19 protein-coding genes and 1 tRNA gene are annotated in these 19,094 nt (G+C 69.2%); 14 read left to right on the forward strand and 6 right to left on the reverse strand.

Annotated features, from left to right (window positions below):
* The first annotated feature begins 2 nt into the window (after positions 1–2).
* The 7 genes from GN153_RS01665 (at position 3) to GN153_RS01695 (ending at position 5,530) form a co-directional block, all read left to right on the forward strand.
* Positions 3–293 (forward strand): hypothetical protein, encoded by a 291-nt coding sequence (locus tag GN153_RS01665; RefSeq protein ID WP_159899138.1) that lies wholly within the window; start codon positions 3–5, stop codon positions 291–293.
* 460 nt (positions 294–753) lie between these two features.
* The gene (locus GN153_RS01670; protein WP_159899140.1) at positions 754–939 is read left to right on the forward strand and encodes a DUF5786 family protein; all 186 of its coding nucleotides are present in this window, start codon (positions 754–756) and stop codon (positions 937–939) included.
* 618 nt (positions 940–1,557) lie between these two features.
* Entirely contained in the window at positions 1,558–3,297 is a 1,740-nt protein-coding gene (locus tag GN153_RS01675) for a flavin-containing monooxygenase (protein ID WP_159899142.1), read from the forward strand.
* 133 nt (positions 3,298–3,430) lie between these two features.
* Positions 3,431–4,396, forward strand: a complete 966-nt coding sequence (locus GN153_RS01680; RefSeq protein ID WP_236544728.1) for an alpha/beta hydrolase — start codon at positions 3,431–3,433, stop codon at positions 4,394–4,396.
* A 55-nt stretch (positions 4,397–4,451) separates the two neighbouring features.
* Positions 4,452–4,817: a DUF5783 family protein gene (locus GN153_RS01685; protein ID WP_159899144.1), complete on the forward strand. Its 366-nt coding sequence runs from the start codon at positions 4,452–4,454 to the stop codon at positions 4,815–4,817.
* 54 nt (positions 4,818–4,871) lie between these two features.
* Positions 4,872–5,057 carry a hypothetical protein gene (locus GN153_RS01690; RefSeq protein ID WP_159899146.1) on the forward strand — a complete coding sequence of 62 codons (186 nt, stop codon included), beginning with the start codon at positions 4,872–4,874 and terminating at the stop codon, positions 5,055–5,057.
* Between the two features lie 104 nt (positions 5,058–5,161).
* Entirely contained in the window at positions 5,162–5,530 is a 369-nt protein-coding gene (locus GN153_RS01695; protein ID WP_159899148.1) for a NifU family protein, read from the forward strand.
* Here the strand turns inward: GN153_RS01695 and GN153_RS01700 are convergent, their stop codons facing one another.
* From GN153_RS01700 to GN153_RS01715, 4 genes are read right to left on the reverse strand one after another with little or no spacing between them, the layout of a single operon-like run.
* Positions 5,531–6,430: a ketopantoate reductase family protein gene (locus tag GN153_RS01700; RefSeq protein ID WP_159899150.1), complete on the reverse strand. Its 900-nt coding sequence runs from the start codon at positions 6,428–6,430 to the stop codon at positions 5,531–5,533.
* Between the two features lie 9 nt (positions 6,431–6,439).
* On the reverse strand, positions 6,440–6,742 hold the full coding sequence (locus GN153_RS01705) for a DUF7130 family rubredoxin-like protein (protein ID WP_159899152.1): 303 nt from the start codon (positions 6,740–6,742) through the stop codon (positions 6,440–6,442).
* Between the two features lie 38 nt (positions 6,743–6,780).
* Positions 6,781–7,986 carry a homoserine O-acetyltransferase MetX gene (gene metX, locus GN153_RS01710; RefSeq protein WP_159899154.1) on the reverse strand — a complete coding sequence of 402 codons (1,206 nt, stop codon included), beginning with the start codon at positions 7,984–7,986 and terminating at the stop codon, positions 6,781–6,783.
* Positions 7,983–9,287: an O-acetylhomoserine aminocarboxypropyltransferase/cysteine synthase family protein gene (locus tag GN153_RS01715; RefSeq protein WP_159899156.1), complete on the reverse strand. Its 1,305-nt coding sequence runs from the start codon at positions 9,285–9,287 to the stop codon at positions 7,983–7,985. Before GN153_RS01715 ends, metX begins: the two co-directional genes overlap by 4 nt.
* Before the next feature lie 203 nt (positions 9,288–9,490).
* Here GN153_RS01715 and GN153_RS01720 point away from each other — a divergent pair, with 203 nt between their 5' ends.
* A complete protein-coding gene (locus GN153_RS01720) occupies positions 9,491–11,056 on the forward strand; it encodes a cyclase family protein (RefSeq protein ID WP_159899158.1) in 1,566 nt (521 codons plus the stop codon).
* 118 nt (positions 11,057–11,174) lie between these two features.
* Positions 11,175–12,812: a class I adenylate-forming enzyme family protein gene (locus GN153_RS01725; RefSeq protein ID WP_159899160.1), complete on the forward strand. Its 1,638-nt coding sequence runs from the start codon at positions 11,175–11,177 to the stop codon at positions 12,810–12,812.
* A 314-nt stretch (positions 12,813–13,126) separates the two neighbouring features.
* On the opposite strand, the gene GN153_RS01730 is transcribed toward GN153_RS01725, so the two are convergent.
* Positions 13,127–13,199, reverse strand: a tRNA-Arg gene (locus GN153_RS01730).
* A 96-nt stretch (positions 13,200–13,295) separates the two neighbouring features.
* On the opposite strand from GN153_RS01730, the gene GN153_RS01735 reads away from it, so the two are divergent.
* Together GN153_RS01735 and GN153_RS01740 are read left to right on the forward strand one after the other, a co-directional pair.
* Positions 13,296–13,916, forward strand: a complete 621-nt coding sequence (locus GN153_RS01735; protein WP_159899162.1) for a DUF7504 family protein — start codon at positions 13,296–13,298, stop codon at positions 13,914–13,916.
* 59 nt (positions 13,917–13,975) lie between these two features.
* A complete protein-coding gene (locus tag GN153_RS01740) occupies positions 13,976–14,974 on the forward strand; it encodes a hypothetical protein (RefSeq protein WP_159899164.1) in 999 nt (332 codons plus the stop codon).
* 3 nt (positions 14,975–14,977) lie between these two features.
* On the opposite strand, the gene GN153_RS01745 is transcribed toward GN153_RS01740, so the two are convergent.
* A complete protein-coding gene (locus GN153_RS01745; RefSeq protein ID WP_159899762.1) occupies positions 14,978–15,850 on the reverse strand; it encodes a DMT family transporter in 873 nt (290 codons plus the stop codon).
* 232 nt (positions 15,851–16,082) lie between these two features.
* On the opposite strand from GN153_RS01745, the gene GN153_RS01750 reads away from it, so the two are divergent.
* From GN153_RS01750 to GN153_RS01760, 3 genes are read left to right on the forward strand one after another with little or no spacing between them, the layout of a single operon-like run.
* Positions 16,083–17,594 (forward strand): single-stranded DNA binding protein, encoded by a 1,512-nt coding sequence (locus GN153_RS01750; RefSeq protein WP_159899166.1) that lies wholly within the window; start codon positions 16,083–16,085, stop codon positions 17,592–17,594.
* 45 nt (positions 17,595–17,639) lie between these two features.
* Positions 17,640–18,080, forward strand: a complete 441-nt coding sequence (locus GN153_RS17845; protein WP_159899168.1) for a histone — start codon at positions 17,640–17,642, stop codon at positions 18,078–18,080.
* Positions 18,077–19,087: a histone deacetylase family protein gene (locus GN153_RS01760; protein ID WP_159899170.1), complete on the forward strand. Its 1,011-nt coding sequence runs from the start codon at positions 18,077–18,079 to the stop codon at positions 19,085–19,087. The genes GN153_RS17845 and GN153_RS01760 overlap by 4 nt, the downstream gene beginning before the upstream one ends.
* Positions 19,088–19,094 lie beyond the last annotated feature (7 nt).

The following is a 19,094-nucleotide window of genomic DNA, read 5'->3' on the forward strand; positions in this document are numbered from 1 at the left end:
CCATGGGCGAGACTGATTCCGAGGCCGCCGATGAGGTCCGCGTCTGGCTTGTCGAGCGGACTTACTCCGACGACGAACAGAACCTGATCATCCTCACCTACGCGACCCCCGACGGGCAGCGGTACTACCGCAAGGAGCGGGCGCTGACTTCCTTCACCGACACGCGGGACACGACCGCCGCCGTCGAGGTCGAACCGGGGAACCTCGGGCGGACCGAACCCGGCCGGGTCGAGCAGTACGCCGCCGAGGCCGGGCGGATGGCCGACGCCCACGACCCTCAGGACGCCATCTGAACCGTGGCGCGCTCTCGTACGCCGACCGTGAGCGCCGCTGTTGCCCCGTGCTCGAATTTCGTATCGCAGTATGTGGTTTATAATCCCTACACGGCAACGGCCGAGAGGCCTCGAGAACCCAGCGAGGGCAGCCGGTGTGGTGTGTCGCGACCTTCCGGCGTCGCGGGTGGTCCGCGGGCCGCGCGGCCGACTGTCCCAGCGTGGTTCGGCCGAAGCCTCCCGGCAGGTCGCTCACGCGGATGTCCCGGGAGCCTGTCCCGGTCTCCGGCGTCTCCAGCGCGGGAGTGGTCGCGTCAGACGTCCCGGTGGTCGCCAGGTTCGTCGCGCGGGTGAACCGGCCGGCGTGACCGAGGGTCCGACGATCGCCCCCGATAAACTCTATTTCGCCATATGGAACCGGCGGCTCGGGAGGGCTCAGGGAAACCGGGGGGTTTAGACGGCCGGGGCGCGAAACACGGGTATGGGCTTTGGTAGCTACGACGAATCCGAGCAAGAGAACCAGGAGCTCTCGACAGGGGACGAGGAGGGCGTCACCGTCGAGGAGAACGCCCACAGCGGGGACGTCGCCTTCGAGTCCGACGCCTCGACGGACGAGCTCGTCGACCGGCTCCAGGACATGAAAGACGACGAGGACGACGAAGAGTAACGAGTGCCACGGTCGAGGGGGCCGCGCTCGCCAGGCGGCGCCAGCGTCCGCTCGCAGGGCCGCCAGGCTCAAGGCTCGCAGTCGACCGCGTACCGCCCGCCGACGACCGACTTCGACCCCGAGAAGCCCGGGGGCAGATCGCTCAGACGGGAGCCATGGACCCTCGGTGCCAGTCACGGGTCGCAACTCGATCGTTGAGGGGTCTCGACCGACAGTTCACGCGAGCCAGAAAACGTGTCTCTCTCCTGACCGGGCTTATCGAACCACAGCAGAGCCACGTTCTGCTCGGTTACGACAGTCCGCGCAAAACTCTGTACCGCCCCGCAACTGCCGTGGCGACGTTGCGGGGCATGCGACCAAGGTATTATACGTTGCTGCGTCGAACCGCCGACGTGACTCAGAAGTGTCATATCTGTGGTAGCACGGTCACCACGAACGGTGCCTCTACGGGCGACGCCGTGGAGGGATTCGAGTGCGCTGACTGTGGAAATCCGACATGCCGGGACTGCAAATCTATCGGCGTTGCCCGGGAGACCGACCACTGCCAGCGGTGCCGCGGTTGACTGCCCGTCGCCGCAGGTTTTTAGTCGCTCGGTCGTAAATTTCGGGAGCGACATAATGAGAGATAATACCACACACGCCCAGACTGACGTGGACTACGACGCCGTCGTCGTGGGAGCAGGGTTCTCCGGCCTGTACCAGCTCCACCGTCTGCGGGACGAACTGGGGTTGTCGGTGAAGGTGGTCGAGAAGGCCGACGACGTCGGCGGGACGTGGTACTGGAACCGGTATCCGGGGGCCCGCTGTGACAGCGAGAGCCACATCTACTGCTACTCCTTCAACGAGGAGATCATGTCGGAGTGGCAGTGGTCCGAGCGCTACCCCGAACAGCCGGAAGTGCTGGAGTACCTTCGGTTCGTCGCCGACCACCTCGACCTGCGGAAAGACATCGAATTCGGGACCGAGGTGACGTCGGCGACGTTCGAAGAGGGTACGTGGCAGGTGGAAACCGACGACGGTGAGACCGTGAGTTCGCAGTTCCTTATTACGGCCGTCGGCTGTCTCTCGACGCCGTACGTTCCGGACTTCGACAACCGCGATGCCTACGACGGTGAAACCTACCACACCGGGAAGTGGCCCCACGAGCCGGTCGACTTCGAGGACAAGCGGGTCGCAGTCATCGGCACCGGCGCGAGCGGTATCCAGGTCATCCCGGAAATCGGCAAGGAAAACATCGAACACCTGACCGTGTTCCAGCGTACGCCGAACTACGCCGTCCCGGCCCGGAACCGGCCACTGGACGACCAAACGTGGGAGGACATCCAGCGCAACTACGAGGATATCATGACGGACGCCCACGACGACGGGTCCGGCTTCCCGTTCGACACAGCCCGTCAGACTGCGGGGGACCTCACCATGGAGGAAGTCGAGCAGATCCTCGAACCGCGCTGGAAGGAGGGGGGATGGCGCTTTCTGGTCACCTTCGAGGACCTCCTCATCAACCCCGACACCAACGAGAAGGTGTCACAGTACCTCCGCGAGAAGATCCGCGAGGCCGTCGACGACCCCGAAACCGCCGAGAAGCTCGTCCCGACCGACCACTACTACGCGACCAAACGCCCGCCGCTGCACACCGACTACTACGACACCTTCAACAGGGACTACGTGAGCCTGGTCGACGTCACCGAGAACCCGATCGAACGGTTCACAGCAGACGGTATCCGGACCGAGGACGGCGTGGAACACGAGTTCGACATGGTCATCTTCGCCACGGGATTCGACGCGATGACCGGGACGCTCCTCCAGATGGATATCACGGGACGCAACGGCAGGACCCTCGAGGAGAAGTGGGCAGACGGGCCGAACACATACCTCGGACTGGGCGTCCACGGGTTCCCGAACCTGTTCACGGTCACCGGCCCACAGAGCCCGTCGGTGCTCAGCAACATGCCGGTCCCGATCGAACACCACGTCGAGTGGATCTCCGACACCATCGCCGACTTGCTCGAGGAGGGGACGCGGTACATCGAGCCGACGCGGGCCGCCGAGGAGGCGTGGACGGAACACAACATGGACCTCGCCGAGGAGACGCTGTACACCACCGTCGACTCCTGGTACATGAACGAGAACATCCCCGACAAGCCGACGGTGTTCACGCCGTACCCGGGCGGCGTCGACGTCTACCACGACACCATCCGCGAGGTCAAACAGAAGGGGTACGAGGGATACACGCTCGCGGACTCACTCGACGAACTCGGTCGGGGCGGGGAGAAGCCGGAACTCGGTATCTTCGAGGCCATGGAACTGCTGCACGCCGACCCCGACATGGACCTGGCCGACCTGATGGAGATGGCCTGACTGCGGGTTCCCCGGCCGTGTCGGTGGTGGTCCCCCCACTCCGGCTGGTGGCCCCCCGGAAACGGCTTGACTCCCCCCTGGTCGCATAGACGCACAGTAAATTTATCTGGATTGACCATAATCATCGATGATGATGTCGATAGACGAACCGATGGCGACGGCGGCAGACGAACCGCATCCGGAGATCGCGGGCCTGGTCGAAATGATGGGGGCAACACCGGTTCCGGAACTCAGCTCGCTGTCCCCGGAGGGCGCCCGGCAGTTTTCCAAGGAGATGTTCCCCGAGGCGGACGAGCCAGAGCCCGTCGGGGACGTGATGGAACTGTCGATAAGCGACGAGGGGATCCCCGTCCGGGTGTACGTTCCCGAGAGCGATGGACCCTACCCGACCCTGGTGTACTACCACGGTGGCGGCTGGGTCATCGGCGACCTCGACTCCCACGACGAAACCTGTCGCGTACTGGCCAGCGAGGCCGACTGTATGGTGGTGTCCGTCGACTACCGGCTGTCGCCCGAACACGAATTCCCGATACCGCTCGAGGACTGTTACACGGCGCTTGAGTGGGTCTTCGAGAACGCCGAATCCATGCAGGTCGACACGGACAAAGTGCTCGTCGGGGGAGATTCGGCCGGCGGGAACCTCGCTGCGGCCGTAGCGCTGTTCGCCCGGGATAACGGTGGCCCGGAGATCGCCCGCCAGGTGCTGGTCTACCCCGTCACGGACCACAGCTTCGACACGCCGTCCTACGAGGAGAACGGCGACGGCGGCCTGCTCTCCAGAGACGACATGGAGTGGTTCTGGGACCAGTACCTCCGCGACGAGGTGGACGGCAAGAACCCGTACGCGTCACCCCTGAAGGCCCAGAGTCTGGAAGGGCTTCCCCCGGCGACCGTGGTCACCTGCGGACTCGACCCGCTCCGTGACGAGGGGGCTGCGTACGCCCGGCGTCTCGAAGAGGCTGGCGTCCCCGTCACCCACCACAACTACGAGGACTGCATCCACGGCATCGCGCAGTTCCTTGCGGACCCGATGGACCTGAGCCGTTCGCGTGAACTCCTCGCGGACGTTACCGCCGACATCCGGTCGACCGCGGAGTAGCCGCTACTGTCCCGTGGACGAGTAGATTAAATGACTTTGCCGCATTGATGCCTTCATGACCGACCCGGAAACTGACGACTCACGTACCGCTGATAACAACGACGAATTCGCCCGCAAATTCGAGGACAAGTACGAACACTACTTCCCGCAGCTCCAGCAGGCCTACCGGGGGGCGTTCGAGCGGATGAACGACGCCTACGACTCCGAACTGGTCCACGCCATCGACCAGCAGCTGCTCGCCGAGAGCGAGCCATTCTACGAGGGCGAGGGCGAATTCCGCGTGGAGCTGCTCGAGGACCCCGCCGACCGGCTGACGGGTGTGCTCGTCGACGAGGAGAAGCTGGACGCGGTCCTGGAGCGGTACGTCGCGGAGATCGAGGCCGAGCTCCGGCGCGTGTTCGGGTTCGACGACCCGCAGTGACCGTCTGGCCGATATGTGCCAACACTTACCACGCTCGGGGGCGTACCGGCGGACATGGCTGGAACAGGGCGTGCGGCGATAAACGGGCTCGTCGCCGCGGTGGTCGCGACGACGGTGGCGTACGCGGTCGGCCGCGACCGGCGGATGGCGCTTGCGGCGGGGTTGCTCTCCGGGACGATGACCGCGGTCGCCTCCCGGGTCGCCGGCTCGGCCGAGGGACGCACGGACGCTCCCGGCTGAGGGCGGACTTCCCGGCTGCGTAGCTCCGTGGAGCCGCACGGACCGGACGAGCGACCATGTGAGTCCAAAGGTCTATGACTGGCGACGCACTACAGACGGGTACGATGAGCACGGACACCCAGTCGGAGGACGACCTGCGCGAGCGGATCACGAACTTCCTCCGCCGGAACTTCCCCCAGATCCAGATGCACGGCGGCAGCGCGGCCATCCAGGAGATCGACCGCGAGACCGGCAGCGTCTCCATCCAGCTCGGCGGCGCCTGCTCGGGCTGTGGCATCTCCCCGATGACCATCCAGGCCATCAAGACCCGCATGACCAAGGAGATCCCCGAGATCGAGGAAGTCCACGCCACGACCGGCATGGGCGGCTCCGAGGGGATGTCCGGCGGCGCCGGCGGCATGAGCCCTTCCTTCCCCGGCGAGACCCGCGGCGGCGACGTCGAGGACGACGAGGGCCCCGAAGCCCCCTTCTGATCAGTCCCGGCCCGGCCCTGCTTCTCCCGCCTCCCAGCCACCCACCAGGGCCGCGAGCGTCCGGTTGACCGGGACCGGCTCTTCCGCCCGCTCGACCACGTAACCGTTTATCGCGTCGACCTCCGTGGGGCGGCCGGCCTCGACGTCCTGGCGCATCGAGGAGACGTTGTCGGCGGTCTCCCGGGCGACGCCCTCCATCGCCGCGACCGCCTCCTCGGGGCCGAGGTCGACGCCCGCGGCAGTGGCGGCCGCGGCAGTCTCCCGAGCGGCCCCGCGGGCGATACCGGCCAGTGGTTCCTCCAGGACGGCGCCGTTGTCGACCCGACTCAGCGCCGTGACGGGGTTGATCCCCGCGTTGACCGCCAGCTTGGTCCAGAGCCGCTGGGGCATGTCGGCGGCGACGGTGGCGTCGATGCCGGCCTCGCGGAAGGCCCCGCCCGCGCGGTCAGCCGCGGGCGACTCACCGCCCTCCGGAGGACCGAGAACGACCTCGCCCACGCCGTTGCACCTGACGACGCCCGGGCCGGTCCGCTCGGCGCCGAAGTCGGTGGTCCCCGCCAGGACGGGCCAGGGGAGCGCGGCCGCGAGCGTCTCCTCGTTTCCCATCCCGTTCTGCAGCGAGAGGACCGCACCGGCGTCGTCCATCCCTCCGAGCGCCCTGGCGGCGTCGGCAGTGTCGAAGGCCTTGACGGTCACGAGGACGAGGTCCGCGCTCGCGGGCGGCTCCGTCCGTGCTTCGGGGTAGACCGTCAGGTCGACGGCGCCGGTCAGCCGGAGGCCGTCGGCGCGGACCGCCCGGACGTGTTCTCCCCGGCCCACGAGCGTGACCTCGTGCGTGCGCGCGAGCAGCCCGCCCACGAGGCTTCCCAGACTCCCCGCGCCGAAAACGACGACGTGCACGCCCGCGGCTCAGTCCTCCTGCCAGTAATAGATGTCCTCCCTGGGCGCGCCACAGGAGGGACACTCATCGGGGATCTCCTCGATGTCGCCCATCTCGCCGCACGCCCAGCAGCGCCACATGAGTTCGGCCTCTCCGGGGTTGCCCGCGGTCAGGTGCTCGCCCGACAGCGCCTCGATGCCCTCTTCGACAGTCACGTAGAAGCCGTGCTCGTCGAACCCACGGACGGTCCCGAGTTTCGTGCCGTCCTGTGTGTAGACGCCCTGTCCGAACGCGACCCGGTCGGCCTCGGCGTCGGTGTCTGTGTCGGCCATACGTGTCAATCTATCCGGATGACGCATAAACCTGCCTGCTACTCTGCGTCGGGAGCCCGCGCCGGGACGCAACTGCCGTCCCCTCCGAGGGCCGCGCCATCGGCGTCCGTGACGGCGGTACCCGCGACGCCCTCCGCGAGGAAGTCGGACAGGGGGGGCCCGACGTTGCCGGGCTCGACGAGGAAGGCGTCGTGGCCGTGGTCGGAGTCGACGACGTGGTGGGCGACCTCGGCGCCGGCCTCGCGGGCGGCGTCGGCCAGCGCGGCGGCCTGCTCGACCGTGAAGTGCCAGTCCGCGGTGAAGGACATCGCGAGCACCTCGCCGTCGAAGGCCGCCAGGGCGTCGGCGTCGGAGTCGAAGCCCTCCGCGAGGTCGTAGTTGTCCATCGCCCGCGTCAGATAGAGGTAGCTGTTGGCGTCGAACCGGTCGGCGAAGCGCTCGGCGTTGTAATCGAGGTAGGACTCGACGTCCCGGTACGGGAAGAAGCCGCCGGCGGGGTCGGTCGGGAAGGAGCGGACGGCGTCCCGGCCGGCGGCCCGGCGGCCGAACTTCCGGTCCATCGAGTCCTTCGAGAGGTACATCACGTGGCCGACCTGGCGGGCCAGCGCCAGCCCGTCGCGGGGCGGCTCCTCGCCGTAATACTCGCCGCCCTGCCAGTTCGGGTCGGTGGTGATGGCGCGGCGGGCGATGGCATCCAGCGCGAGACACTGCGGGTCCAGGCGGGCCGCGGCGGCGATGGGGACGAGCTTCTCGACGTGGTCGGGGTGCTGTTTGCCCCACTCGAGGACGTTCATCCCGCCGACGCTACCCCCGGTGACGGCATGGAGGTGGGGCACCCCGAGTTCGTCCAGCAGCAGGCGCTGCGCTTTGGTCCAGTCGGCGACGGTCACCGGCGGGAACTCGGTCCCGTAGGGCTCGCCGGTCTCGGGATTCTCGGCGGGCGGGCCGGTCGTCCCGTAGCAGGAGCCGGGGACGTTCGCACAGACCACGTAGTACTCCGTGGTGTCGATGGCCTTGCCGGGGCCGACGATGTCGTCCCACCAGGCGCGGGCCTGGCCCGCGGTGTCGGTCTCGCGGTCGTGGCCGGCGACGTGCTGGCTCCCGGTCAGGGCGTGACAGACCAGCACCGCGTTCTCGCCCGTGAACTCGCCGTAAGCCTCGTAGGCCACCTCCAGGTCGGGGACCGATCGGCCACACTCGAACTCCACCGTCCCCAGCGAGACGGCGTCGCGCTCGACGTTCATGACTGCCCTGCCGCCTCGATGGCCCGGTCGAGGTCGGCGACGATGTCGGCGACGTCCTCGATGCCGACCGAGAGGCGCACCAGGTCGGGCGTCACCCCCGAGGCCCGCTGGTCTGCCTCCGAGAGCTGTGCGTGGGTCGTCGAGGCGGGGTGGATCACGAGCGTGCGCGCGTCCCCGACGTTCGCGAGAAACTGCGCGAGGTCGGTCTCCTCACAGAGGGTCTTGCCGGCCTCGTACCCCCCTTCGAGCCCGAAGGTGACCATCCCGCCGTACCCGCCCTCCAGGTACTCGCCTGCGGCGTCGTGGGTCTCGTGGCCGGCCAGCCCGGGGTAGGTGACCCACGCCACGTCGGGGTGGTCACGGAGGTGTTCGGCCACCGTCATCGCGTTCTCGCAGTGGCGTTCCATCCGCAGGTCGAGGGTCTCGACGCCCTGCATCGTCTGCCAGGCGTCGAAGGGTTTCTGGCCGTCGCCGAGACTCCGGACCGCGCGCTGGCGGGCCGCGACGGCGAGGGCGCGGTCGCCGAAGCGCTCGGCGAAGGTCACCCCGAATGCGGGGTTCTCGGCGCCGACCTCGGGGAACCGGTCGGCGTGCTCACCCCAGGGGAACGACCCCCCGTCGACGAGCACGCCGCCGACCGTCGTCCCGGAGCCGTGGAGCCACTTCGTGGTGGACTCCCAGACGATGTCCGCGCCGTGCTCCAGCGGCCGGCAGAGCGCGGGCGTCGCGAAGGTGTTGTCCACGAACAGCGGGACCCCGTGGTCGTGGGCCACGTCGGCGACGGCCTCGATGTCCGGGGTGACCAGCGAGGGGTTGGCGAGCGTTTCGCAGTGGACGTAGGCGGTGTCGTCGTCGATGGCCTCGGCGTAGGCCTCCGGGTCCAGCGTGTCGACGAAGCGGACCTCGACGCCCCGCCGGCTCGCCATCGTGGCGAAGTAGGTGTGGGTGCCGCCGTACAGCGAGGCCGCCGAGACGACGCTGTCCCCGCTGGCGGCGAGGATGGAGGTGGCGGCGTCCAGCGCGGCCATCCCCGAACCCGTGGCGACGGCGGCCGTCCCGCCCTCCAGGTCCGCGAGTCGGCGTTCGAGCGTCGCCACCGTCGGGTTGTCGAACCGGGAGTAGATGTCCCCCTCCGCGTCCAGCGCGTACAGGTCGGCCGCGCCGTCGGCGTCCTCGAAGACGTAGGACGTGGTCTGGTGGATCGGCGGGGCCCGCGCCCCTGTGGCGGGGTCCGGCTCCGCGCCGGCGTGGACACACCGGGTCCCGAACCCGTGTCCGTCGCCCGTTCGTCCGTCGTTCATATCTCACACTCATATATCTACAAACTCTTATAACCGTGAGTTACGGCAAGACTCTCAGCGGGTGTGAATGACAGTCACGGCAGGGAAAGACGTGACACGGCGCCGCCGGGTCCGCGAACAAAGCTAGTGAAAGACACACATACTCTTATGTCGGCCGGCTCGCACGTGTCGGTGGCTGTGGGACAGTCCCACACGGACCATCCATGAGCAAGGACACCAGCGACCCGGAGAGGAGCGGTTCGGACAGTTCAGTACAGCGACGACGGTTCCTGCAGGGCGTGGGCGCGACGGCGGCACTGGCCGCGGCCGGCGTGAGCGTCGAGACGGTCGCGGCCCAGTCCGAGGGGGAACTCACACCCATCGGACAGCTGCTGGCGGACATGCCCGACAACTGGGGGCGGTGGGGCGAGGAGGACGAACTCGGGATGCTCAACGAGCTGGGCAGCGAGGAGATGTTCCGCGGCCTCCAGGCGGTGGTGCGGGGCGGGGCCGAGAACATCGAGCGGTTCACGCTCCAGACACCGATCACGGGCGAGGCGGTCGATGCCCTCGTGGACCCGGAGGTCGACTTCCCGACGACGGACACCGGCGACCCGGCCTTCCCCGGCCGACCGCCGGCCCGGAAGGACAACACCGCCGACTGGCGCAACGCCCAGTCCTTCGGCGGGCTGCGGTTCGCCGACGACCGCTTCGACAGCCCGCTGTACCTCCAGGGCACCTCCCACGTCGACGCGCTGGGTCACGGCTGGTTCGCCGACCAGGACACCAACGGCGACGGGGCCGTCGACGAGGCCGACGAGCAGCTCTACAACGGCTTCTCCGCGGAGACGACGGCCACCGCGCGGAGCTACGACATCCCGGTCGACGGGCTCGTCGACGCCGACGACGACGGGACCGACGAGGTCGGGGACGTCAGCGAGACCTACGGGCTCGCGCGGGCCGACATCACCAACGCCGCGAACGCCGGCATCCAGGGCCGGGCCGTACTGCTGGACGTCGGCCGGGAGATGGGCGACGAGGAGAACGGCTGGCTCCCGCTCAACGAGCCGATCACGCTCCAGGACCTGCAGGACACCGCCGAGGCCCAGGGCGTCGAGATCCAGGAGCGGGACATCCTCCTGATCCGGACCGGGGGGATCGAGCGCGTGCGCGACCCCGAGGCGCCCTGGCACGCCCAGGCCGAGCCGGGGCTGAAGTACTCCGACGAGATGGTCGAGTTCGTCGCCGACATGGACATCCCCTACATCGCCGCGGACAACGTCCCCGTCGAGAAGGTCCAGCACGAGGTCACCGAGGACGACCTCAACGACGGCCGCGAGGAGCTGGCGGGCACCTACGTCCTGCCGCTGCACGGCGCCTTCCTCCGGAACCTCGGCGTGACGCTGAACGAGCTGCTCGACCTGAGCGACCTCGCTGCGGCGTGTGCCGAGGACGGGATCTACACCTTCCTCTTTACCGCCGCTCCGCTCAACATCGAGAACGGGACCGGCGCACCGGTCAACCCCGTCGTCACGAAGGCCACCGCCGTCCAGGACGGCGACGGTGACGACGGTGACGACGACGGGACCGAGACCGGGACCGGAACGGAAACCGAGACGGAGACCCAGATGGAGACGGACACCGAGACGATGGGCGAGCCCGCCGACACCACGACCGAGGCGGAGACGACCGGCGCCGGCAGCAGCGGCTTCGGCGTCGGCAGCGGGCTCGCGGCGCTGGCCGGCCTCGCGGGCGCGAAAGCCTTCGAGGAGCACACCAACGACGAGTAGCGACCCGGGTCGAGCCCCATCCGCGGCCGCAGGGCGGTTCGCCGGCCGGCACGACCGGCCGACCCTCACGGCCTATCACAACGCCTATCACGCCCTGTGTTGTGGTCCCGCACAACCCATGCAGGTCCACGACCAGGAGCAGATAGCGCGGTACGAGGAGGCCGGTGCGTGGGGCGAGGAGACGCTGCTCGACCAGTTCGCCGACACCGTCTCCCGGCATCCAGACCGGACGGCCGTGGTCGACCCGCCGAACACGCCCGACCTGGTCGACCGCGAGCCCGAGCGGCTGACCTACGCCGAGTTCGCCGACGCGGTCGACGCCATCGCGACGTCGCTTCGCGAACACGGGGTCGGGAAGGACGACTTCGTCGTCGCGCAGTTGCCGAACACGTGGGAGCTTGCGGCGCTGTATCTGGGCGTCGCCCGGGCCGGTGCGGTCCTCTCCCCGATGCCGATCCAGTGGCGCCGCCACGAACTCGAGCACGTCGTCGGGACGACGGAGGCCGTCGCGTACGTCGGTCCCCGGGAATTCAAGGAGTTCGACCACGTCGAGATGGCGACCGACCTCGCCGGGACGTCGGGAACGCTCGAATCAGTCTTCTCGTTTGCGGACGTGCGGGAGTTCGCGAGCCGCGAGCCGGACGCCGACGAACTCGAACCCGTCGAGGTCGGGGCCAACGAGGTGTTCAACCTCCAGTGGACCTCGGGGACGACCGCCGACCCCAAGGCCTGTCCGATGACCCACAACAACTGGCAGTCGAACCCGACGCCGCTGCTCTGTGACATGAGCGAGGGGGACGTGGTCCTCTGTGCGGCGCCGCTCGTCAACATGACCGCGCTGGGGGTCAACTACGTTCCGTGGCTGCTCACGCAGGGCACGCTCGTCCTGCACCACCCCATCGACCTCGGGCTGATGGTCGAGCAGATGCAGACGGAGGGGGTCACGTTCACCATTCTGGTGCCGGCGATGCTGAATCAGCTGCTCAAACACCCCGACGTCGACGAGTTCGACCTGAGCGACGTCGAGACGATCACGACCGGGTCGGCCGCCCCGGCCGAGTGGGCGATGGAGGAGTTCCAGGAGCGGTGGGGTATCGAGATCATCAACATCTGGGGGCAAAACGAGGGGACCTCGGCGGTCAGCGGCCCGGAGACGACGCCGATGGACCGGCGCGCGACCGACTTCCCGCGGTTCGCCGAGGACACCGACTGGGGGATCGACGACCCCCGCATCGACACCGTCGACATCCGGGTCGTCGACACCGAGACCGGCGACCAGCTGACCGAGCCGGGGGAAGTCGGCGAGGTGAAATTCCGCGGGCCGGGGCTGATGGCCGGCTACTACAACCAGCCCGACCTCACCGAGGCCGCCTTCGACGAGGACGGCTACTTCTACACCGGGGACCTGTTCCAGGTCGAGGAGGACGGCTTCATGAGCTTCTTCGACCGGAAGAAAGACGTCATCATCCGGGGCGGGTTCACTATCAGCGCGAAGGAGGTCGAGAACATCGTCCTCGAGCACCCGAAGGTGGCGGACGCGGCCGTCGTCGGCGAGCCACACGAGGACCTCGGCGAGCGGGTCGCGGTGTTCGCGGTGCCCCAGCCCGGCGAGGACCTGGCGCTCGAGGACATCACCGAGTACATGGGCGACGACGTCGCCGTCTACAAGCGGCCCGAGCGCCTGGAGGTCGTCGATGAAGTCCCGCGGAACCCGGTCGGCAAGGTCCTCAAGACCGACCTCCGCGACCGGCTGTGAGCGCTAGGGAGGAAGCGAACGCGCCGAGACAGCGGCGTCGCTCCGTTCCTCGCCAGTCTCGGAAGACGCCTCCGGACGTGGCGAGACCGAAGGTCTCGCTCGCAGTCGGGCGGCCGACGACGAAGCGAGTGCTGAACGAAGTGAAGCACTCGCAAGGAGTGAGCGTCCGGACGGAGATTTGAACTCGTGAAGACGTTCCGGGTCGCTCGCTCCGCTCGCTTCCCGGGCGTGCGACTTCCCTGCTCAAATCTCCTCTGTCGCTTCCTTCAGCGCGAACCGCTCGCTATCGCTCGCGGTAGTGCGCTGAAGAGAAGCGTCCGGACGGAGATTTGAACTCCGGTCCCTGGCTCCGCAAGCCAAGAGGATAGTCCACTACCCTACCCGGACTCACCAGTGCTTTCGCGGTGGCGGTGAAAGGGGTTACGGTTCGGTCGGTACACGTTCAATCAGCATTCTTATAATCATCCGAGCCAACGTTCCCGTATGTCCGAACGGGCTGGGACAGCCGACGGGACGGCGCCTGACCTGTCGACCCTCTCGGGCGTCTCCAACGTGCTCCTCCTAGCCCCGTCTCTGGGCGGCCACAGCGACGAGGTCTGTTTCGACTTGCTCGCGGAGCGGCCGCCGTCCGAAACGAACGTGCTCGTGGTCAGTTACACCCAGACCCCGGCCGAACTCGTCGAGGACTGGGACGACCACGTGGGAGTCCCGCCGGTCCGCGGGGGGATCGTCAGCGTCGGTCAGGGGGAGGCCGGTAGCGACGACGCCTCGTGGGCGGTCAAGCCCGTCGAGAACCCCTCGGACCTGACCGGCGTGGGGATCGAGCTGAGCGAACTCCTCTCGGGGATGGCGTCGGCCTCCGACGAGAGCGAGCACATCGCCGTCTGTTTCAACTCCATCACTTCCCTGCTCCAGTACGCCGACCTCCAGCGGGGCTTTCGCTTTCTCCACGTCGTGACCGGACGTGTCAAGACCGTCGGTGGCGTCGGCCACTTCCACATCGACCCCGACGCCCACGACGCCCAGACGCTGGCGACGCTGAAAGGGCTGTTCGACGCCGTCGTCGAGGTAAACGACGACGGCAGCTGGGACGTCCAGCGGTGACTCAAACGAGCGTTTGAGCCGTCACAAGGAGCTTTTTACCGGGCTTACTCTACGCAGATATGACGAGCTTGAACCGCCGCGAGGTGCTCGGAGCGGCCGCGAGCGTCGGCGCCCTCGCCGTCGCCGGCTGTACAGGAAGCGCAGACGACCCGGAGAGCCCGGGAACGGACGACGGCTCCGGGGACGGCGACGGTACCGGAGACGGCGACGGTGGCGGGGACGGGTCGACGGCCATCGCGGACGCGTCGGTCCGAACAGTTGGGGCGGACTGTCTCTCGGGCGACCAGCGGACTGACATCGAGTTCAACGACGAAGCCGGCCGCGTCGTCGTCACCGGCGTCATCGAGGCCTCGACCCCCTGCCACGTGGCTACCCTCCGGGAGGCGAGCTACGACGCCGGCGAGGACCGGCTGCGCGTCGACATCGGAACCGAAGACGACGGCTCCGATGCCTGCGTGGAGTGTGTCGGCGGGGTCAACTACGAGGCGAGCATCACGTTCACCGGCGACGTCCCCCGCGAGGCTTCCGTCGCCCACGACGGCCAGGGACTGGCCTCGGCGGCCCACGACAGCGCCTCGGCGACGCCGCCGGGCGAGGAGGACGGGACCGACGACGGCTCCGAGACCGACGACGCTGGCGACGGCCGCTCCGGCTCGGACGGCGGGACCGACGACTCGCCGCCGGTGCTGGAGGGCTCCTCGCTGACAGTGACGGACGTCTCCTCCGGTACCACGGACACGACCGCCGACATCGCGTTCCGGACGGAGGCAAACGAGGTCCGGGTCCGGGGCACCGTCCAGGGCGACGACCGCTGCAAGACCGCCGCGCTCGGAGACGTCACGTACGACCCGGAGGCCGACGCGCTCGCGGTCGACGTCGTCACGGTGGACCGCCCGGGGACGGAGGGCGAGGCCTGTGCGGACCAAGTCATCTTCATCGACTACGAGGCCACGGTGGACTTTTCGGGCGGGCTCCCGCGGGAGGCGTCGGTCTCGCACGACGGTCAGGGCGTCGGCGCGGCGGCACACGGGAGCGCGTCGGCGGGCGACGGCTCCTGACCGTCACTCCCGCGAGACCGCCACGAGCACGATGCCGGCGACGACGACCGCGCCGCCGGCAAGTGTCAGTATCCCGGGAACTTCGCCGAAGAGGAGCGCGGCGAGTGTGGCGCTGCCGACCGGCTCGCCGACGAGCGAGACGCTGACGACCGTCGACTCGACGTGTTCGAGCGCCCAGTTGATCAGCGTATGGCCCAGAATGCCGGGGCCGACGGCCATCCCGAGAAAGAGCGCCCACTCGCGGGGTGGGTAGCCGAGCAGGGCGGCGTCGGTCGCGAGCGCGACCGCGAGCAGGCCCAGCGCCGCCACGGTGTAGACGACGAGCACGTAGGGAACGAGCGGGACGCGCTGGCGGACGCTCCGGCCGGAGAGGACGTAGGCGGCGGCCGCGACCGCGCCCACCAGTGCGAGCGCGTTCCCGAGCAGGGGGTCGGGCGCCACGGTACCCGAGAGGCCGTCCGCCGAGAGGACGACCACACCGGCGATGGCGAGCGCGATGCCGACGACGGTCCGGCGGCCCAGCGTCGCCCCAAGCAGGAAGACGGCCCCGGCGGCGACGAAGAGCGGCTGGGTCTGGACCAGGGTCACCGAGGCGGCGACCGTGGTGAGGTCGACGCTCGCGAACCAGGTGGCGAAGTGAGCCGCGAGCGCCAGCCCCGCGACGCCGGCGACGAGCAGGTCCCGGCGGGAGAACGACCCCCCGCTGCCGCGGGCAAGCGGGAGCAGGAGCAGCGTCGTGAAGCACACGCGATAGAAGGCCATCGCCGGCTCGGGGGCCGCGCTGAGCCGGATGAGGATGGCGCTGGTGCTGGCGGCGGCGACGGCCACCCCGACGGCCGCCAGCGCCACCCGGCGCTGGCCGAAGCGGGCCGTCAGCCGGGCGACCGCCGCGGTGGACACGCCCTGACGGTCCGGCCGGGGGACACTAAATCTCCGCGCTTGCCGGGACCCCCATCCCGGACCTTTTGTAGGAGGACGGGGCCAGCACGGGTATGACCGTGACCACGGCACGGGACGGGGAGCTCGCGCCCGCGACGGCGTCGAGGCCGCATCCGTTCCGGCTAACGGCAACGCTTAAACAGCATACAGCCGTGTCCATCGCACACTAATGGGTGCAATCGACGAGGTGTACGAGGACCTCGACGCGGACGTCTCCGAGGAGGAGTTCCGCGAGGCCGTGGAGGCGAAAGTCGAGCAGATGGGGGGCCTCGCCGACGAGGAGACGGCCGCGATGCTCATCGCCCACGAGCTCGCCGACAGCGAGGTCGGCCAGGTCGCGGACATCGAGCCCACCATGGACGAGGTGAAGTTCATCGCCAAGGTGGTCTCGGTGGGGGAGCTGCGCACCTTCGAGCGCGACGACGGGGAGGGTCGCGTGGTCAACGTCGAGGCCGCCGACGAGACCGGCGCGGTCCGGCTTGCCTTCTGGGACGAGCAGGCCCAGTCGGTTGCCGACGGAGGGCTCGAGCCCGGCGACGTTCTCCGGGTCAAGGGCCGCCCGAAGGAGGGGTACAACGGGCTCGAGGTGAGCGTCGACAAGGCCGAGCCCGACGAGGAGGCCACGATCGACGTCGACCTCGACGGCGAGACGACCGTCGAGTCGCTGACGATGGGCCAGTCCGACGTCACGCTCCGGGGGCTGGTGCTCGGAACCGACTCGGTGCGGACGTTCGACCGGGACGACGGCTCGGAGGGGCGCGTCGCGAACCTCACGCTCGGCGACGAGACCGGGCGGGTGCGGGTCACGCTGTGGGACGAGAGGGCCGACCGTGCGGAGGAGCTCGACCCCGGGACGGCCGTCGAGGTCGTCGACGGCTACGTCCGCGAGCGCGAGGGCGACCTGGAGCTGCACGTCGGCGACCGCGGCGCCGTCGAGGAGGTCGAGGGCGAGGTGGCCTACGAGCCCGACGCCGACCCCATCGCGGAGGCGGAGATCGGCGAGACAGTCGACCTCGCGGGCGTGGTCCGGTCGACGGACCCCGTCCGGACGTTCGACCGGGACGACGGCTCGGAGGGGCAGGTCCGGAACGTCCGCATCCAGGACGACACCGGGGACATGCGCGTGGCGCTGTGGGGCGGGAAGGCCGATATCGACCTCGCGCCCGGTGACGAGGTGCTCGCGGCCGACGTCGAGGTCGAGGACGGCTTCCAGGACGACCTGGAGGCCTCCGCGAACTGGCGGTCGACGGTCGTCGTCCTCGACGACGCGAGCACGGGCGCGGACGTCGGCAGCTCCGACGTGGAGGCCGGCGACGCCACGGACGAGACGGCCCCGGGGCGCGGGATGGAGGCCGGCGACCGGTCCGGCAGCCAGGCGGACTCGGGCGGCGACGACAGTCCGGGACTGGACGCCTTCGCCGACGGCGAGGGGCCGGCCGCGAGTCAGGGCGCGAGCGACGGGGAAACGGGCGGCGAGCCGTCGGGGGAGGACGCCGGGCAGGCGGCCGCCGAACGCGTCGAGTTCACGGGGACGGTCGTCCAGACGGGCGACCCGGTCGTGCTGGACGACGGGACGGAGACCATGACCGTCCGGACCGACGCCCGGCTCCAGCTGGGTGAGGAGGTCACGGTCGGCGGCCGGCTGACAGACGGGACGCTGGAGGCCGACGAGGTCCGGTAGCGCGTGTAGGAAACTCTTAAGACCGCAACACTCCCGTTGTGCGGTATGAGCGTCGAGCTACCGTTCGCGCCGGTGGACGCGGTGATCCGGCGGAACGCGGGGGACCTGCGCGTGAGCAGGGGGGCGACCGCGGAGCTCGCCCGGCGCATCCAGACGCGTGGGGCGCGCCTGGCCGCCGACGCGGCCGAGGACGCCACCGAAGACGGACGCAAGACGCTGATGGCCGCGGACTTCGGCGTCGAGCGCGTCCCGGACAAGGACAGCCTGGAGTTGCCGATCGCGCCCGTCGACCGGATCGCCCGCCTGGAGATCGACGACCGCTACCGGGTCGCGATGGACGCACGGGTCGCGCTGGCGACCCTTCTGGAGTCGTTCGCGGACGACGTCGCCGCCGCCGCAGCGACGCTCGCCCGCCACGCCGACCGCCGGACAGTGAAGGCGGAGGACGTGGCGACGTACTTCGAGCTCGGACAGTACTTCGAATGAGATACGGCCACCGCGAGGTCTGCCTCGACCACGAGACCGGGCCGCGCCACCCGGAGAGTCCCGACCGGATCCGGGCCGTCCGGCGCGCGCTCGCCGACCACCACGGCGTCAGCTACGTCGAGGGCGCGTCGGCCGACATCGGGGACGTGCTCGCGGTGCACGACGGCGACTACGTCGACGACCTGGAGGCGTTCTGTGCCGGCGGCGGCGGCAACTGGGACGCCGACACCGTCGCCGTCGAGGAGACCTTCGAGGCGGCGCTGGCGAGCGCCGGCCTCGCGGAGTGGGCCGTCGAGGCTGCCCTCGAGGGCGACGCGGGTCGGGACACCCCCTTCTCGCTGGGGCGACCCCCGGGGCACCACGCCGTCGAGGACGACGCCATGGGCTTTTGTTTTTTCAACAACGCTGCCGTCGCCGCCCAGGCGACCCTCGACGAGCGACCGGGCGTCGACCGGGTGGCCATCCTCGACTGGGACGTCCACCACGGCAACGGGACACAGGACATCTTCTACGACCGCGGCGACGTCTTCTACGTCTCCATCCACGAGTCCGGGCTCTACCCCGGGACCGGGAAGGTCCACGAGACCGGCGAGGGAGCCGGCGAGGGGACGAACCTGAACGTCCCCTTCCCGCCGGGGACGACCCACGGCGCGTACCTGGCGGCGCTGGACGACGTGGTCGGGCCGGCGCTGCGCGGGTTCGACCCCGACCTGCTGGTCATCAGCGCGGGCTTCGACGCCCACGAGCACGACCCCATCTCGCGGATGCGCGTCTCGACGGAGGGCTACGGCCTGCTGACCGACCGGGTCCGGACCCTCGCCGACGAGGCCGGCGCGGCGCTGGCTTTCGTCCTGGAGGGCGGGTACGACCTCGACACCCTCGCCAACAGCGTCACGATGGTCCACGAAGTTTTCGACGGCTACGAGCCTGTCGAGGAGGGAGCAGAGGTCGGCAGCAGCGCGCGCAACGTCATCGACGCGGTGGCCGGCCAGGGATTCGGCGAGTAGGGCTCGC

Source organism: Salinirussus salinus, assembly GCF_009831455.1.
In the GTDB taxonomy this organism is placed as follows: Archaea; Halobacteriota; Halobacteria; order Halobacteriales; family Haloarculaceae; genus Salinirussus; species Salinirussus salinus.

Excerpts from the sequence above, each read along its gene's own strand:
- GN153_RS01665 (WP_159899138.1), top strand. The coding sequence starts at position 3 with ATGGGCGAGACTGATTCCGAGGCCGCCGATGAGGTCCGCGTCTGGCTT.
- GN153_RS01670 (WP_159899140.1), top strand. The coding sequence starts at position 754 with ATGGGCTTTGGTAGCTACGACGAATCCGAGCAAGAGAACCAGGAGCTC.
- GN153_RS01675 (WP_159899142.1), top strand. The coding sequence starts at position 1,558 with ATGAGAGATAATACCACACACGCCCAGACTGACGTGGACTACGACGCC.
- GN153_RS01680 (WP_236544728.1), top strand. The coding sequence starts at position 3,431 with ATGTCGATAGACGAACCGATGGCGACGGCGGCAGACGAACCGCATCCG.
- GN153_RS01685 (WP_159899144.1), top strand. The coding sequence starts at position 4,452 with ATGACCGACCCGGAAACTGACGACTCACGTACCGCTGATAACAACGAC.
- GN153_RS01690 (WP_159899146.1), top strand. The coding sequence starts at position 4,872 with ATGGCTGGAACAGGGCGTGCGGCGATAAACGGGCTCGTCGCCGCGGTG.
- GN153_RS01695 (WP_159899148.1), top strand. The coding sequence starts at position 5,162 with ATGAGCACGGACACCCAGTCGGAGGACGACCTGCGCGAGCGGATCACG.
- GN153_RS01705 (WP_159899152.1), bottom strand. The coding sequence starts at position 6,742 with ATGGCCGACACAGACACCGACGCCGAGGCCGACCGGGTCGCGTTCGGA.
- metX (WP_159899154.1), bottom strand. The coding sequence starts at position 7,986 with ATGAACGTCGAGCGCGACGCCGTCTCGCTGGGGACGGTGGAGTTCGAG.
- GN153_RS01715 (WP_159899156.1), bottom strand. The coding sequence starts at position 9,287 with ATGAACGACGGACGAACGGGCGACGGACACGGGTTCGGGACCCGGTGT.
- GN153_RS01720 (WP_159899158.1), top strand. The coding sequence starts at position 9,491 with ATGAGCAAGGACACCAGCGACCCGGAGAGGAGCGGTTCGGACAGTTCA.
- GN153_RS01725 (WP_159899160.1), top strand. The coding sequence starts at position 11,175 with ATGCAGGTCCACGACCAGGAGCAGATAGCGCGGTACGAGGAGGCCGGT.
- GN153_RS01735 (WP_159899162.1), top strand. The coding sequence starts at position 13,296 with ATGTCCGAACGGGCTGGGACAGCCGACGGGACGGCGCCTGACCTGTCG.
- GN153_RS01740 (WP_159899164.1), top strand. The coding sequence starts at position 13,976 with ATGACGAGCTTGAACCGCCGCGAGGTGCTCGGAGCGGCCGCGAGCGTC.
- GN153_RS01750 (WP_159899166.1), top strand. The coding sequence starts at position 16,083 with ATGGGTGCAATCGACGAGGTGTACGAGGACCTCGACGCGGACGTCTCC.
- GN153_RS17845 (WP_159899168.1), top strand. The coding sequence starts at position 17,640 with ATGAGCGTCGAGCTACCGTTCGCGCCGGTGGACGCGGTGATCCGGCGG.
- GN153_RS01760 (WP_159899170.1), top strand. The coding sequence starts at position 18,077 with ATGAGATACGGCCACCGCGAGGTCTGCCTCGACCACGAGACCGGGCCG.